The 14,968-nt window shown below is 74.1% G+C and carries 14 protein-coding genes and 3 pseudogenes; 3 read left to right on the top strand and 14 right to left on the bottom strand.

Features of this window, described 5'->3' with window-relative positions; translation table 11 throughout:
* From ABD324_RS24995 to ABD324_RS24985, 3 genes and pseudogenes are all read right to left on the bottom strand, one after another.
* A pseudogene (locus ABD324_RS24995) lies at positions 1-599 on the bottom strand (hypothetical protein); the annotation flags it as partial.
* Positions 600-756: 157 nt separating this feature from the next.
* Complete coding sequence (locus ABD324_RS24990; protein WP_344421789.1) at positions 757-915, bottom strand: hypothetical protein; 159 nt, start codon at positions 913-915, stop codon at positions 757-759.
* Positions 916-1,383: 468 nt separating this feature from the next.
* On the bottom strand, positions 1,384-2,259 hold the full coding sequence (locus ABD324_RS24985; RefSeq protein ID WP_344421786.1) for a LytR/AlgR family response regulator transcription factor: 876 nt from the start codon (positions 2,257-2,259) through the stop codon (positions 1,384-1,386).
* Between the two features lie 745 nt (positions 2,260-3,004).
* Between ABD324_RS24985 and ABD324_RS24980 the strand changes: the two genes are divergently transcribed.
* Together ABD324_RS24980 and mftD are read left to right on the top strand one after the other, a co-directional pair.
* Entirely contained in the window at positions 3,005-3,265 is a 261-nt protein-coding gene (locus ABD324_RS24980; protein ID WP_344421782.1) for a hypothetical protein, read from the top strand.
* A gap of 192 nt (positions 3,266-3,457) precedes the next feature.
* A complete protein-coding gene (gene mftD / locus ABD324_RS24975; RefSeq protein ID WP_344421779.1) occupies positions 3,458-4,633 on the top strand; it encodes a pre-mycofactocin synthase MftD in 1,176 nt (391 codons plus the stop codon).
* A gap of 66 nt (positions 4,634-4,699) precedes the next feature.
* Here mftD and ABD324_RS24970 read toward each other — a convergent pair whose 3' ends face one another.
* The 10 genes and pseudogenes from ABD324_RS24970 to ABD324_RS24920 all read right to left on the bottom strand — a co-directional run bounded on the left by ABD324_RS24970 (position 4,700) and on the right by ABD324_RS24920 (position 12,511).
* A complete protein-coding gene (locus tag ABD324_RS24970) occupies positions 4,700-6,082 on the bottom strand; it encodes a HAMP domain-containing sensor histidine kinase (RefSeq protein ID WP_344421775.1) in 1,383 nt (460 codons plus the stop codon).
* A pseudogene (locus ABD324_RS24965) lies at positions 6,079-6,761 on the bottom strand (response regulator transcription factor). Before ABD324_RS24965 ends, ABD324_RS24970 begins: the two are co-directional and overlap by 4 nt.
* Before the next feature lie 19 nt (positions 6,762-6,780).
* Positions 6,781-6,942 carry a hypothetical protein gene (locus ABD324_RS24960; protein ID WP_344421772.1) on the bottom strand — a complete coding sequence of 54 codons (162 nt, stop codon included), beginning with the start codon at positions 6,940-6,942 and terminating at the stop codon, positions 6,781-6,783.
* Entirely contained in the window at positions 6,939-7,322 is a 384-nt protein-coding gene (locus ABD324_RS24955; RefSeq protein WP_344421769.1) for a hypothetical protein, read from the bottom strand. The genes ABD324_RS24960 and ABD324_RS24955 overlap by 4 nt, the downstream gene beginning before the upstream one ends.
* A 222-nt stretch (positions 7,323-7,544) precedes the next feature.
* A pseudogene (locus ABD324_RS24950) lies at positions 7,545-8,362 on the bottom strand (SCO6745 family protein).
* Positions 8,363-8,400: 38 nt separating this feature from the next.
* Positions 8,401-9,291, bottom strand: a complete 891-nt coding sequence (locus tag ABD324_RS24940; RefSeq protein WP_344421760.1) for an ABC transporter permease — start codon at positions 9,289-9,291, stop codon at positions 8,401-8,403.
* Positions 9,281-10,054 (bottom strand): ABC transporter ATP-binding protein, encoded by a 774-nt coding sequence (locus ABD324_RS24935; RefSeq protein WP_344421863.1) that lies wholly within the window; start codon positions 10,052-10,054, stop codon positions 9,281-9,283. The genes ABD324_RS24940 and ABD324_RS24935 overlap by 11 nt, the downstream gene beginning before the upstream one ends.
* A gap of 37 nt (positions 10,055-10,091) precedes the next feature.
* The gene (locus ABD324_RS24930) at positions 10,092-11,174 is read right to left on the bottom strand and encodes an ABC transporter substrate-binding protein (RefSeq protein WP_344421757.1); all 1,083 of its coding nucleotides are present in this window, start codon (positions 11,172-11,174) and stop codon (positions 10,092-10,094) included.
* Between the two features lie 134 nt (positions 11,175-11,308).
* Positions 11,309-11,443, bottom strand: a complete 135-nt coding sequence (locus tag ABD324_RS24925) for a hypothetical protein (protein WP_344421754.1) — start codon at positions 11,441-11,443, stop codon at positions 11,309-11,311.
* Positions 11,444-11,677: 234 nt separating this feature from the next.
* On the bottom strand, positions 11,678-12,511 hold the full coding sequence (locus tag ABD324_RS24920; protein WP_344421751.1) for a DivIVA domain-containing protein: 834 nt from the start codon (positions 12,509-12,511) through the stop codon (positions 11,678-11,680).
* A 248-nt stretch (positions 12,512-12,759) separates the two neighbouring features.
* Here ABD324_RS24920 and ABD324_RS24915 point away from each other — a divergent pair, with 248 nt between their 5' ends.
* On the top strand, positions 12,760-13,245 hold the full coding sequence (locus ABD324_RS24915; protein WP_344421748.1) for an SRPBCC family protein: 486 nt from the start codon (positions 12,760-12,762) through the stop codon (positions 13,243-13,245).
* Here the strand turns inward: ABD324_RS24915 and ABD324_RS24910 are convergent.
* A complete protein-coding gene (locus ABD324_RS24910; protein ID WP_344421745.1) occupies positions 13,242-14,930 on the bottom strand; it encodes an AMP-binding protein in 1,689 nt (562 codons plus the stop codon). The genes ABD324_RS24915 and ABD324_RS24910 overlap by 4 nt on opposite strands.
* Positions 14,931-14,968 lie beyond the last annotated feature (38 nt).

The following is a 14,968-nucleotide window of genomic DNA, read 5'->3' as shown; positions in this document are numbered from 1 at the left end:
GCGCCCGGGCCGAAGCCGCCGCTCGCGCCGGGGGCGGGCGGGCGGCCCTGGGACGGATGGTCCGTGCCCGCGGATCCGGTGGCCTGCGGCGGAGCCGGGTTCCGGGGCGACGAGGGCGTGCCGGTCGCCGGGACCCGGGGCGACGAGGCGTCGGGCCGGCCTCGGCCGGCACCGCCGCGGGGCGGGCCGTCCGGAGGCGGGGCGGCGGCCCCACGGGGCGGTACCCCACCCACGCCGGAGCGGCCACCGGGTCGGGCCGGGGTCCGGCCGCTCGGGGAGCCGTCCCCGGGCGCGCCGTTCCCCGCGGAGCCGGGGCGGCCGGCTCCGGGGATCCCGTGCTCGGGCGCGTGCCGGCCGGAGCTCCAGCTGCCGGCGGGGTCGTCCGCGGGCGGACGGGAAGGCGGCCGGGCGGCCCGGGCCGGATCGGGACGAGCGGGGTCCTGGTCGGACGGGCCCCGGTCGGAGTGGCGCTGGTCGGTGGGGCGCTGGTCGGTGGGGCGCTGCCCACGCCGCGGCCACGGACCGCCCGAGGCGCGATCGTCGGCGGGCCCGCGCCTGCCGGGATCGGCAGGGCGCCCGCCGCGCGGGTCGTCGGCCACGGGCACCCCTTTCACGGCGACTGGTGGGACGGTTCGAGCCGGCGCGTGGGGCGAGGGCTCGTCGCGAGAAAGCGAGTGGCCACCGCCGGTGCTCCGGAATCTCGACGTCGAGATCCCCGGGAGGATACTGCCCGTCACCGCTCGGTCGGGGGTACCCCTACCGGTAGGACGCGAGCACCGGTCGTTCCGGACGAACGGCCACCGTGGCGGCCGGATCGAGCAGCGGCCGGTCCTCGTCGGAGAAAGCTCTTCCGGCCCAGGTGATGCCGGGCGGCGCCGCCTCGTGCGAACGGTGCAGGGCGGTCGTGGTCTCCACAGGGGTGCCGAATCCGTCGGCATGGACGTCGACGGACAATTCACTACGTTCCGTGACGAGCTGTGCGCGATTCCGCACCGTCTCCGTGCGGGACCGGAGAATCGTCAGCAGATTCCGTGCCGGCCGTCGGACCGGCGGACGGCCTTGTTCTCCGTCACCTCCACCGAGCCGATCGGCCCGTGGTGCTTCCGGCGGGGTCCGAGCAGCCGTTCGGCGAATCCGAGTCCGACGTTCGGCTCGGCGATCGCGCACTCCGCACCGCGGAGGCGCCGAGGACCGGGACGGAGGCCGCGCCGAGATCGCGGGCGTGCTGGACCGAAGGACCGGTCCCCTCCTCGCCCGGATCGCCCAGCGCCGATAGGCCCGGACGGCCGTGGAGGGTGATCGTCGTGCGGTCGGTAAGGGGCTGCGGTCACCGCCCGACGGCTGCGCCCCGCACACCCCTGCGTGACCGAGGAGCGGTCCGCGTCAGCGGATCCGGGCGAGCGGTCCGGTCGGGCCGTCCTCGCGGCCCTCGCCGCGGGGCGGGCGTCCCCGCAGGATGCGCTTGAGCGCCGCGGTGTGCCGGCGGCTGACCGGGAGCTCCGGCGAGCCCTGCCCCTGGCCGACCCGCACCACGTACCCGGAGCCGGACAGCCGCAGCTCCGTGATCAGCGGCAGCGCCACCAGGTAGGCGCGGTGGATCCGCACGAACCCGGCCTCCCGCCAGCGCTCCTCGAGCACGGACAGCGGGATGCGCACCAGGTGGCTGCCCTCGGTGGTGTGCAGGCGGGCGTAGTCGCCCTGGGCTTCCACGAAACGCACCGACGAGCGGGGCACGAGCTTCGTGGTGCCGGCCAGCTCGACGGGGATGACCTCGTCCTCCGGCGGCTCCAGGCGCAGCGGCTGCCCGGGCGGCGGGACGGCAGGGCCGGGTCCGGGCGGCGGGCGGAAGGTGGAGCGGCTGGCGATCGTGCGGTCCAGCGAGCCGGAGAGGCGCTCGGAGCGCAGCGGCTTGAGCAGGTAGTCCACCGCGCCGATCTCGTAGGCGTCCACGGCCCGGTCGTCGTGGGCGGTGACGAACACGACCGGCGGCGGCGACGCCATCGCCGAGAGCACCCGGGCGAGCTCCAGCCCGTCGAGGCCCGGCATCCGGATGTCGAGGAACACCACGTCCACACCGGACGATCCGGGGGTCGCGCCGGGCCGGCTGCCGAGGATCCGCAACGCCTCGGTGGCGTCCGGCGCGGTGAGCACCGTGCCGACGCGATGGTCCTCGCCGAGGAGGTGGGCGAGCTCCTGCAGCGCCGGTTCCTCGTCGTCGACGGCCAGGACCGTCAGCCCGTCGGAGAGCTGGGTGCTCACGCGCGCCTCCCCTCGCGGGGCCGCCGGGGGCCGGACCCGCACCTGCCGGGGCCTCGCCGTTCCGTTGCGGGGAGCGGGGTCCACGGGACCTTGGTGATATGCCTGTGATGTGCCTGCTGATCTGTCGCGCTGACTGCGGGGCCAACGCTAGCGAAGGGACCGTCCACCGCGCCCCGCCGGTCGACGGCTGCCCGTCGGCGGGCTGTGAACGGCCGAAGCGCCCCGGCATGTCAGGCTCCTCCCGGCGTGTCCGGGGCCGCTCCGACCGTCCGGGAGCACCAGACGACCGCTCACCGTTCCATGTGGTTGCCAGCGCAATCAGCAGGTCCGGCGACCTCGTCGACCGGGCCGACCTGCCGCCGGGGGACCGACGACCCGTGCCCGGCCCACGGCCCGCCGACGCCCGACCCGTGCGGTCCCGACGTGGTCCGGGTGACGCGGTGTGACCGGGCTCGCTCCGCCATCCGGCCCGGACGTGCGGCGGGCGCGAATGGTTCCCGGTCCGGGCCGGATGTGATGTTGACCCGCCGTGACGAAACGTGGTTGCCGATCCCCGGGCGGTCCGGGCACTCTTGTTCCTGTGAACGCGTCACTGTCGAGCCGCTCCTACTCCACGGTGCGGCTCACCGTGCGCCGCACCGTGGACCACCTGCGTACGTCGAGCGCGCTGTGTCGGTGCTGATGTCGAGCTGACCTCGCACACCCCCGCCACACACCTCGTCCCCACGCATCCAGGAGCACCGCCATGACCACCCCGACCACCTCGCCGGCACCGGTGCCGGCGCAGGAGCGCAGGCCCGCCCCCACCCGGGGCGACCGCCGGACCGCCATCGTCGACAACCTGCTGGACTCGCTCGAGGACCTCGTGGTCCGGCACCGCGCCCTCGCGGGCGACCCGGCCCAGGTCGAGCTGCACGCCGAGCTGATCGCCGCCGAGGTGGCGCACGCGCTGTCCGTCACCCGGTCCGCGCTGCACCGCCACCCGCCGCTGCGCAAGGCCGGCTGACCCCTTCTCCGCCCGAACGGCCCGCGACGCACCCCGCGTCGCGGGCCGTTCGGCGTCCAGGACCGGTCGGGGAGGACCTGCCTGCCGGATCGGACGGGTGTGCGTCGCGGCACTATGGCACCGAGTGCCGAAATGCTACTGTCGGCGCCCGGACGGAGTCCGCAAGGACCGCGGAGCTGCGAAGGGGCAGGCATGGCCAGCACGAAGGAATGGTTCGAGACCATCGCGGAAGCCCAGCGCCGCGCGAAGAAGCGCCTCCCGCGCTCGGTCTACCTCGCGCTGGTCGCCGGTACCGAGAAGGGCCTCACCGCCTCGGACAACGTGAAGGCGTTCGACGAGCTGGGCTTCCGCCCCCGGATCGCGGACGCCCCCGCGGAGCGCACCAAGTCCACCACGGTCATGGGCCAGGAGATCTCGCTGCCGGTGATCATCTCGCCGACCGGGGTGCAGGCCGTCTACCCCGAGGGCGAGGTCGCGGTCGCCCGCGCCGCCGCCGGGGCCGGCACCGCGATGGGCCTGAGCTCCTTCGCGAGCCGCAGCATCGAGGACGTCGCGGCCGTCAACGACAAGACCTTCTTCCAGATGTACTGGGTCGGTTCCCGCGACCAGCTGCTCGCCCGCGCCGAGCGGGCCAAGAAGGCCGGCGCCAAGGGCCTGATCATGACCCTGGACTGGTCGTTCGACTCGGCCCGGGACTGGGACTCCCCGATGATCCCGGAGAAGGTGAACCTCAAGGCCGCGCTGGCGTACGCGCCCGAGGTGCTGCGCAAGCCGCGCTGGCTGTTCGACTTCGCGAAGACCGGCAAGCTCCCGGACCTCTCCACCCCGAACCTCGCGCTCGACGGCGAGGACCCGCCCACCTTCTTCGGCGCCTACTTCCAGTGGATGCAGACCCCGCCGGTGACCTGGCAGGACGTCGCCTGGCTGCGCGAGCAGTGGGGCGGCCCGTTCGCGGTGAAGGGGATCATGCACCCGGACGACGCCCGCAAGGCCGTCGACGCCGGCTGCACCGCGATCTCCGTGTCCAACCACGGCGGCAACAACCTCGACGGCACCCCCGCGGCCATCCGCGCGCTGCCCGCGATCGCGGACGCGGTCGGGGACCAGATCGAGGTCCTGATGGACGGCGGCATCCGGCGGGGCTCGGACGTCGCCAAGGCCCTGGCCCTGGGCGCCAAGGCGGTCCTGATCGGCCGCGCCTACCTGTGGGGCATGGCCGCCGCGGGCCAGCACGGCGTCACGAACGTCATCGAGGTCCTCCGCCAGGGCCTCGACTCGACCCTCCTGGGCCTCGGCAAGGGCAGCATCGAGGAGCTCAGCCGGGACGACCTGATCATCCCCGAGAACTTCGCCCTGTCCCCCAAGTAACCGCGAGCCCGCCCCTGAATTCGCGTTATGGATCCATAACGCGATTTCAGGGCCCGTTCTCGCGCGTCATGGTTCCATAACGCGCTGGGTCGGGAGGGCGATCGTGAAGGCCGCGCCGGACTCCGGGGCTCGGGAGGCGGCGATGGTCCCTCCCATGCGGGTGACCAGGGCGTGGACGAGGGCGAGGCCGACGCCGCCGGCGCCGACCGGGCGGTGGCCCCGGTAGCGCTCGTGCAGCGCGCCCCGTTCGAAGACGATCGCGTAGTCCTCGGGGGCGAGGCCGGGGCCGCCGTCGCGGACCTCCAGCACGCCCGGCGCCCGGGCGGCGAGGACCAGGGGAGCGCCGGGCGGGGTGATCCGCAGGGCGTTCTCCGCCAGCCCGTCGAGCACCTGGCGGAGCCGGCGCGGGTCCGCGTACACCGTCACCGGAGCGCCGGGGCGCTCGACCCGCAGCTCCGCACCGGTCGCCCGGCAGCGCTCCGCCCACACCGGCGCGGCCTCGGCGACCAGCGCACCCAGGTCCACCGGCAGGAGATCGAGGCGGAAGTCGTCCGCCTCCAGCCGGGCCAGCTCCATCAGGTCCCCGACCAGCCGGTCCAGCCGCTGGGCCTCCCGTTCGATCGTCCGCCCGGCGGCGCGTGCCTCGTCGCCGGTCACGACGCCGTCGGCGAGGGACTCGGCGAACCCCCGCACCGCGGTGAGCGGGGTGCGCAGCTCGTGGCTGACCGAGAGCAGGAAGGCGCGCTGCCGGCCCTCGCTGCGGGTCAGCGCGTCGGCCAGCTCGTTCACGGCGCCGGCCACCTCCGCGACCTCCGACGGCCCCCGCACCGGCACCCGGACGTCCCGACGGCCGGTGCGCAGCACGTGCGCGGCCGCGGCGGTCCGGCGCAGCGGCCGGGCCAGCAACCCGCCCACGACGGCCCCGACGACGATCGCCACCCCGGCCCCCGCGAGCAGCGAGAACCCGAGGTTGCGCCGTAGCTGTCCGGCCGCGACCGGTCCCGTCTCGGCCGAGCGCAGCAGGGCGAACCCGCCCCCGGGGGTCGGCCGCGCCTCGACCAGCCAGGTCTCCCCGCCCTGGGCCACCGTGACCGACCGCGGCGCGGCGAGGGGCCCGGTGAGCCCGGCCTTCGCCAGCACGGCCCTGGCCTGCGCGTCGCCCGCGCCGAGCCGGTCGTCACCGAGCGCGACCACGGCGATCCCCTGCCCGCGCAGCACCGCCACCACCTGGCGGACGCCCGCGAGGCGGACCGGCGCGGTGGTGTCGGAGAGCTGCGCGGCGATCACGTCCGCCTGGTCGGCGAGAACCTCCCGGGTGACCTCCCGCCCGGTCTGCGACACCAGCCGCAGCGTGACGAGCGCGGCCACCAGCACCGCCACGACCGCCACGAGCAGGCACCCCGCGGTCACCCGCCAGGCCAGCGACGTGCGGGGGAGGCCCGAGCTCACGGGGCGTCCGCCGCGTATCCGACCCCGCGGACCGTCCGGATCGGCGTGCCGGCCCCGAGCTTGCTGCGCAGCTGCGCCACGTGCACGTCCACCGTCCGGCTGCCCGCCGCCGCCGCGTAGCCCCACACCGCGCCGAGCAGCTGGTCGCGCGAGTACACCCGGCCCGGCGTGCGCATCAGGTGCGCGAGCAGGTCGAACTCCGTGCTGGTCAGCGCCACCTCCGCCCCGTCGACCGTCACCCGCCGCCGGTCGACCGCCACCCGCACCGGCCCGAGTGCCAGCTCCTCCTCGGCGCGCGGGCCGCCACCGGCGCGCCGCAGCACGGTCCGCACCCGCGCCACGAGCTCGCGCGGGCTGAACGGCTTGGTGACGTAGTCGTCCGCCCCCATCTCCAGGCCGAGCACCCGGTCGATCTCGTCGTCGCGTGCGGTCACGAACAGCAGCGGCGTCCAGTCGTCCGCCGCCCGCAGCCGCCGGCAGACCTCGACGCCGTCGACCCCCGGCAGCCCGACGTCGAGCACCACGGCCACGGGATGCAGCCGCCGCACCGCGGCGAGCGCGGCCTCGCCGTCGCCCTCGACGTGCACCCCGAACCCGTCCGCCGCAGGTAGAGCGCCACGAGATCGGCGATCGCCCGGTCGTCCTCGACGACGAGCACCAGCCCGCGCGCGGAGTTCATGCCGGTGATCGTGCCACCCTCAGCCGCCGTCCGAGTCCAGCTCGTGCGTGATCGCGTCGAGCTGGGACTCGACCTGCGAGACCTGCTGGTCGGCGGTGCCCGCCGGCGTCGCGGCCGGACCGCAGCCGGCGAGCGCCACCGCGGCGACGACCGCCGCGACCAGCAGGCTGGCCCGCCTCACGAGCCGCAGTCCTTCTTCTGGACGTCGAGGAGCTGGGTCTTCAGCGTCGCCAGCTGCTGGGTGCGCTGCGGCCGGTCCGCGGCGCGCTGGTCGAGCAGGTCGGCGAGGGCGGTGTGCCCGGAGCTCCGCGCCTTCTGCGCGCGGTCCTGCAGCCAGGCCGTCGAGCCCTTCGTCGAGGCGTCGCCGCCGATCCGGGTGCTGAGCTTGTCGATCCGCGCCAGGGCCTTCGGGATCCGCTCCGTGCACACCTTGTCGGGCTTGGCGGCAGGCGCCGCACTCGACGGGGGTGTCCCCGGATCCGCCAGCGCCACCCCGGTCCCCGCCGCGATCCCCCCGGCCACCACCACCGCGGCGATCGTCCCGCCCATCCAGCGCTTCATCGAGAGCCTCCGTCCCACCCGGACCCTTTCCGGACAGCACCCACCCTCGACCCCGCCGATGCACGGAAGGTCCGGCCGATGTTCGGATCCCGTAAGCCCCCGCCGCCCCACCCGCGTCATGGATCCATAACGCGCTCAGGAGGCCCGCCAGAGCGCGTTATGGATCCATAACGCGACCTGGACGCCCCCCGGCTCGCGTGATGGATCCATAGTGCGAGGTCGTCAGCGCAGCGGCAGCCCGATCGGGTTGATCTCCGGCAGCATCCCGCTCGCCACGACCGCAGCGCGCAGCGGCCCCAGCAGCTCCGCGAGCCGTGTGGTCCCCTCCTCGCCGAGCACCTCCCACGGCTGCGCGGCGGCGGCGTCGGTCGCGGCCTCGACCGCCTCGTGCAGCGCGGCGCCCGAGGCGGTCAACCCGCCCGAAGAGTCCAGGATCCCGCGCTCCCGCAGCAGAACGGTCTCCGCCGCCCACGCCTCGTCGGAGAACTTGCGCCCCAACCGGAGCGGCTCGGCCTCGGACTCCCCGGCCCCCACCTTGAGCAGGTGTGACGCGGCGGGGGAGATCCCGTGCGCGACCAGCGCCGCGATGTGCCCGTCCCCGCGGTGCTCCCGCAGGGTCGTGGTGGCCTGCCACAGTGCCCCGAGCGCCGACGACGGCCGCGGCAGGGCCTGGTTGGCCGCGGCGAGCACCCGCCCCGCGGTCTGCGCCCCGGCGGCCGCCACCCAGGCGAGCTCGGCGGCCTCGGTGAGATCGGCGTCCGTCAGCTGGCGAAGCGTCGCCACCGCCCCGGCCAGCCGCGCCTCGAGCGCCGCCTCCGGCGTGGTCACGTCCCACACCGCGGGCACGACCCCGCAGATCCGGTCCCGGTGGAACCCGAAGAAGCACGCCGTGACGACGTCCGCCCCACCGCCCCGAGCGGCGCGGCCCGCTGGACGACGTACTCCGCCCAGAACCCGCGCACGCCGAGCGCGCCCCCGGCGGCCCGGGCCTCGTCGGAGAAGTAGGTGACGGCGTGGATCGGCTCGACGATCCCCCACATCCGGCGCGCGGTGCTGCTCCCCATGCGCCGACCCTAGATCAGGTGACGGCCAGCCCCCGCGCCCTGAGCACCCGGCGCTCGAGCGGTCGGAACACCAGCAGCTCGATCCCGATGCCGACGATCAGGATCAGGACGATCGCGGAGAACACGCCCGCGATGTCGTTGAAGTCGCTGCCGTTCTTCAGGTACTGCCCGAGGCCCATGCCCAGCGCGGGCCCCGACGCGATGATCTCCGCCGCCATCAGCGAGCGCCAGGAGAAGGCCCAGCCCTGCTTGCAGCCGGCGAGATATCCGGGCAGGGCCGCCGGAAGCAGGATGTGCCGCGCCGCGGAGAGCCCGCGGGCGCCGAGCACCCGGCCGGCCCGCGGCAGGATCGGCGGGATCTGGTCGATGCCCGAGACCAGGCCGTTCGCGATGGAGGGCACCGAGCCCAGCAGCACGACGAAGTAGATGGTGCTGTCCGTGAGCCCGAACCAGAGCACCGCCGCGGGCACCCAGGCGACCGACGGCAGGCTCTGCAGACCGGACAGCAGCGGCCCGATCGCCGAGCGCACGACCTTGACCTTCGCGACCAGCAGCCCGAGCGGGGTCGCGATGATCAGCCCGACGAGGAAGCCCAGGAAGGCGCGGCTGATCGAGGTCCAGAGGATGCCCCAGATGCTGCCGTCCGCGACGATCTTCCCGAACGCGTCCCAGACCGTCAGCGGTGAGGGCAGCCGGTACTCGGGCAGCACGGCCGAGGCCCACACGATCTGCCAGACGACGACGATCAGCACCAGCGCCACGATCGGCGGCAGCACCGACGAGCTCATCCGCCGGTACCAGGCGACCCGGTTGACCGTGGGGGTGTCGAGCGCGTCCAGCCCCGCGACCGCGGCGGCGGAGTCGTCCGCGGCAGAGCCGGAACGTTCGCGCAGCTCAGGCGGCATGGCTGGTGATCACCTGCCGGAGCCGCCCGGTGATCTCGTCGTGCAGCTGCGCCGGCTCGGAGGTACCGACCTGCCACTCCCGCACGACCGTTCCCGGCCGCGACGAGAGCAGGACGACCCGCTGCGCCAGCCGGACGGCCTCGCGGACGTCGTGCGTCACGAAGAGGACCGTGGTGCCCGTGGCCTCCCAGATCCGCAGCAGCTCGGACTGCATCACGTCCCGGGTGATGGCGTCGAGAGCGGCGAACGGCTCGTCCATCAGCAGCAGGCCCGGGGTGTCGCCGGGGGTGCTGGTGGCGGCGGCGAGCGCGCGGGCCAGCGCGACCCGCTGCCGCATCCCGCCGGACAGCTCGTGCGGACGCTTGTCGCCCATGCCGTCGAGCCGGACCAGCTCGAGCAGCTCCTGGGCCCGCCCGCGCCGCGCACCGCGGCCCTGCCCGGCGAGCTGCAGGGGCAGCTCGACGTTGCGGGCCGCGGTGAGCCACGGCATGAGCGCGGCCTCCTGGAACATGAACGACGGCCGCGCCGTGTTCACGGTGACCGTGCCGGTGGTCGCCGACTCCAGTCCGGAGAGCAGGTTGAGCAGCGTCGACTTGCCGCAGCCGGAGGCCCCGAGCAGGCACACGAACTCGCCGTGCGCCACCTCGAGATCGATCCCGCGCAGTGCGGTGACCGCGCCGGCGCCGGTGCCGAACGTCTTGCCGACGCCGTCGAGCTCGACCGCCGTCGCCCGCTCCGCCCGGACCGGAAGGGACTTCTCCATCTGCACGGTCACCGTTCTCATCCCTGCTCTCGGCTCGTCAGCTCTTGTCGAGACCCGCGGCGTCGACGGGGGTCTTCCCGTCGGCCTGGCGGACCTTGTTGAGGGCGGCCACGTCCAGGAAGCCGGTCAGCTTGGTCTCGGTCTGGGTGGCTCCCGCGGTGACGCTGTCCTTGGACAGCTGCGGGAAGGTCGACGCCAGCGGGTCCGTGTCGAAGCTGAGCTCGGTGAAGGCCCGGTCGAGCACGGGCTGCGACAGCGACGAGCCGGTGAGCTGCTTGATCGAGTCGTTCGTGATCTTCTTGGCCTGGTCGGTGTTCGTCGTGGCGAAGTCGACCGACTTCTGGGTGGCCCGCAGCAGCGCCTCGACGGTCTGGGGGTGCTGGGCGAGGAAGTCCGTCCGCACGATCAGCACGGTGGTCGGGAACTTCCCGTTCGCCCAGAGGGACTTCTCGTCCACCAGGACCTTGGCCCCGGCGTCGACCAGCCGCGAGCTCCACGGCTCCGGCAGCCAGCCACCGGCGACCTGACCCTGCTTGAACAGGTCGAGGGTCTTGGAGTTGTCGATGTTCTGGACGGTGACCTTGTCCGGCCCGGTCCCGATCTCCAGGTTGTTCTGCTTGAGCCACTTCTTGAGCGACACGTCCTGGGTGTTGCCCAGCTGCGGGGTCGCGATCGTCTTGCCCTTGAGCTGCTCGGGCGAGGTGATGTCCGGGCTGGTCACCAGCTGGGCGCCGGCCGAGGTGGAGCCCGAGATCAGCCTGATGGCGCCGTTGGACTTGGCGAAGGCGTTGATCGCGGGGCTGGAGCCAATGAACCCGGCGTCGAGCGAGCCGCCGAGCAGGGCGTTGACCTCGTCCGGACCGGCGTTGAAGGTCTGGGTGGTCAGCTTGGTCCCGGTGCCCAGCTCCTGCGCGAAGGTGTTCTGCGCGACGCCGATGATGGCGGGGGCGTGGGTGATGTTCGGGAAGTAGCCGAGGCGGAGCTCGGCGGCGGGCGAGGCGTTCGCCGCGGGCGCGTCGGTGGCGGGTGCCTCCGAGGCCCGGGAGCAGGCCGCGAGGAGGGCGGTCGCGGCGAGCACGGCGAGGACCGCGGCGCGCGACCGCAGGCTGGTGACGGACATCGGGGTGGTGGGGTTCCTTCCGGGGCGGCGGCGCGCGCCGGCGTACGGGCGCGCCTGCCGAGTGGTGGGTTCGACGAGCAGGCGGAGGCGAGGGTGCGAACGCGGGCGCAGGAGTGCGCACGGACGTCGTCCCTCTAGCGACAACCCTCGTCGTAGGCGTGGCTGCGCCGGGAGGGCCAGAACCGCTCCAGGTCGAACGCGCGCAGCGCCACGCGGACGGCGCCGGAGCGCTCGCCCGGGGCCTGCTCACGCAGCGCATCCGACGGCATGACCCCATCGTGAACTCCGGTGATGCGTCCGGACAAGTCGCCTACCGCATCCCGGGAAGTGATCTCGATTGTCCGGACATGAAGCACATCACAGCAGGTCGGAGCGGTGGCCGGGTCCGTCCCACCCGCTCCGGGCCGCGGACGCCGACGGCCCGCCGGACTCGGGGTCCGGCGGGCCGTGATGACGTGTGGAGACGTGTGGTGGGTGCGCTCCGGGACGACGGAGCGGGTTGATCAGGCCTTGACCGGCGCCTTCGCCGAGGAACCGGCCGTACCCGCCGAAGGCGCCGCCGGCCGGGCCGACGTCGGGCCCGAGGCCCGCCCGCTCCCGACCGCCTGGTCCCGCTGGGTCGGCACCCCGGCGCCCCGCTCGCCGGTCAGCTCCGCCGAGAGCACCTCGGCGAGGCGGGCCAGCTCCGCGCGGACGTCGGTCTGGATGCCGCCGAGCCGCGCGACCTCCTGCTCGGCCCGCTCCTGCACGTTCCGGGCGGCGCGCTCGGCCCGCTCGCGGGTCTGCTCGGCCGCGGCCTCGGACTCCTGGCGCAGCCGGTCCGCGGCGCGGGCGGCGGCCTCGTGGACCTGGTCGGCCTGCTCGCGGGCGGCGCCCAGCTGGTCCGTGATCTGCTGCTCGCGCTCGGCGAGCTCGGCGGTGCGCTGCGCGGCCTGCTGCTCCAGCAGCGACCCGCGGGCGATCAGCTTCTGCTCGACCTCGTGGCGGTGCTGCTCGGCCTCGGTGCGGGCCTTCTCGAGGATCGCCGCGGACTCGCGGTTGGCGTTGTCCCGGACCTCCCCGGCCTCCTGCTCGGCCAGCCGCAGGAGCTTCTCGGCGCGGAAGCCGAAGCCCTCCTCGGCGGCCGCGGCCTGCGGCGGGCGGTTGCGCAGGTCGCGGTTCTCGCGCTCGGTGGCCTCGGCGTGCTCGTTGGCCTGGCGCAGCCGCTGGGTCAGCTCGGTGGCCTCGGCGCGCAGCCGGTCGAGCTCGCGGGCCTGGTCGGCGAGGAAGGCGTCGACCTGCTGGCGCTCGTAGCCGCGCATGGCGGTGGGGAACGGGGGGACGGAGGTGTCGCTCACGATGCATCCTTGACGGGAAGAGTGCGTGGGACGTGACGGACGTGCGGCCGGGGGTAGGGGGGAGCTCCACCCCGCGGACGGGGACCCCGTGTCACCCGCTCGGACGGACCGTGGGTGACGCGGTGTCACCGGTCACTCTAAAGGATGAACATCAGCATCCGGTACCAGGCCGCCGCTCGTCCTGCGCCGCGCCGCCGCCCGTGTCACGGTGCGGGGAGCATCACGGACGAACAGGCAAGGGGGCCTTCGTGGACACCAGCAGGAAGATCGCGGTCAGCAAGGTGGTCGGCGCGCCGGCGGGGCAGGTGTTCGCCGTGCTCTCCGATCCCGGCCGGCACCGGGAGATCGACGGCGCGGGCATGCTGCAGGGCGTCGAGGGCGAGCCCCAGCCGCTGGTCGCCGTGGGGCAGACCTTCGCGATGAACATGCACCAGGACGCGCTCGGCGACTACCGGATGATCAACAAGGTCACCGCGCTCATGCCGGACGCCCGGATCGGCTGGTCACCCGCCCTGGACCCCGGCTGCGAGCTCGCGGCGAAGCTCGGGGACATGGAGGTCGGCGGCCACACCTTCACCTACGACCTGTCCGACCAGGGCGACGGCACGACGAAGGTCACGCAGACCTACGAGTGGATGAGCGTGAAGGACGAGCAGTTCCTCGCGATGCTGCCCGTCGTGTCCGAGAACCAGCTGTCGGCCTCGCTCGACCGTCTCGACGAGGCGGTCCGCTAGCCGAACAGGCCCGCGTGGGCGGCACGCAGCTTGTACTTGAGCACCTTGCCGCCCACCGTGTCCGGCAGCGTGTCGGCGAAGACGACCGCCTTCGGCGTCTCGTAGCCGGCGAGCCGCTCGCGGCAGTACGCGATGATCTCCTCCGGCTCGGGTTTCGCCCCGTCCGCGGGCACCACCACGGCGGTGACGGCCTCGCCCCAGTGCTCGTGCGGCAGGCCGATCACCGCGGCGCGGGCCACGCCGGGGTGCTGGTGCAGCACCGCCTCGACGCGCAGGCTGGACACGTTCTCGCCGCCGGTCTTCACGATGTCCTTGTAGCGGTCGACCATGATCCGCAGGCCGTCGTCGTCGACGGCGGCGCTGTCCCCGGAGTGGAACCAGCCGCCGCGGAACGCCTCCCGGGTCGCCTCGAGATCGCGGTAGTAGCCCGCCGTCATGATCGGGGAGCGGTAGACGGCCTCCCCGGGCACGCCGCCGCGCACCGGGTCGCCGCTCTCGTCCACGACGTCCGAGGCGAGCATCGCACTCGGCACCCCCACGTAGTTGACGGCGGGTGCGCTGAGCGCGTGGACCTCCGGCCATTTCGTCGGCCAGAAGCGGTGGCAGGCGATGGCCTCGGTCTGCCCGAAGATGCCGAGGGTGAGGAAACCCGGGGCCGCGCGTCCCGCCAGTCGCTCGAGGACCGACGGGGCGAGCGCGCCCCAGCCGTAGACCAGGATCGCCAGGGCGGACGCGTCGAGCTCGGGACGGGCGTCGAGCTCCGCGGTCACGGCCGTGACGAACTGCGGCGACCCTGCCCACACCGCGGTCGCCCGGCTGTCCGACAGGGCCTGTGCCACCGGGCCCGGGGCGGGACGGCGACCGACCAGCACCGTGCCGCCGGACACCCAGGTGGCGAACGGGAAGATCTCCTCGCCGACGTGGTAGATCATCGGCAGGAACGTGAGCAGCCGCAGGTCGGACTCGTGCCGCAGGCCGCGGGTCAGCGAGAGCGCGAAGTTCAGCGCGCCCACCTGCGCGTAGGTGTGCGAGAGCATCACGCCCTTGGGCATCGCGGTGGTGCCCGAGGTGAACAGCAGCTGCCAGATGTCGTCGCCGTGGATCTCCACGTCCGGCTCGGTGTCCGGCTTCCCCTCGAGCAGCGCGGCCAACGACGGGCTGCCCGCCACCGGCCCGCCGCCGACCGTGATCGTGGCGCCCACCGTCAGGCCGCAGGTGGCGAACACCTGCTCGACGCGCGGCCACAGCTCGGCGTCGACCACGGTGAAACGGGGTGCGGTGCGTCCGATCAGGTTCTCGAGGACGTCCGGGGCGAGGCTCGGGTTGAGCGGCACCGCGACCATGCCCGCCTTGGCGATCCCGATCTTCACGAGCATCGCGTCCACGGTGTTCTCGCAGATCATCAGCACCCGGTCGCCGGGCTCCAGGCCGGCCGCGGCGAGCGCGTGCGCGACGCGGTTCGCCACCGCGTCGCCCTCGCGGTAGGTCACGGCGGGGAACTCCCCGAACGCCCCGTCGACCGCGACGAGTGCCTCGGAGTCGGGATGGCTCCAGGTCACCCGCTCGAGCAGGTCACCGACCGAGGTCCGCTCCCACCGGTTGACGGCGCGGCGGCCGCGCAGGGTCTCGACGTCGAACGTCGCGGGATCGGGGAGTGCCGTGCCGTGCGGGACCTCGGGCAGCATGGGCGACAGCATGCGTGATCGGGGTCACCACTGGCAAG

The sequence above is a fragment of the Pseudonocardia ailaonensis genome, from assembly GCF_039531635.1.
GTDB classification, from domain to species: domain Bacteria; phylum Actinomycetota; class Actinomycetes; order Mycobacteriales; family Pseudonocardiaceae; genus Pseudonocardia; species Pseudonocardia ailaonensis.
This window is presented reverse-complemented; position numbering and strand designations above follow the sequence as displayed.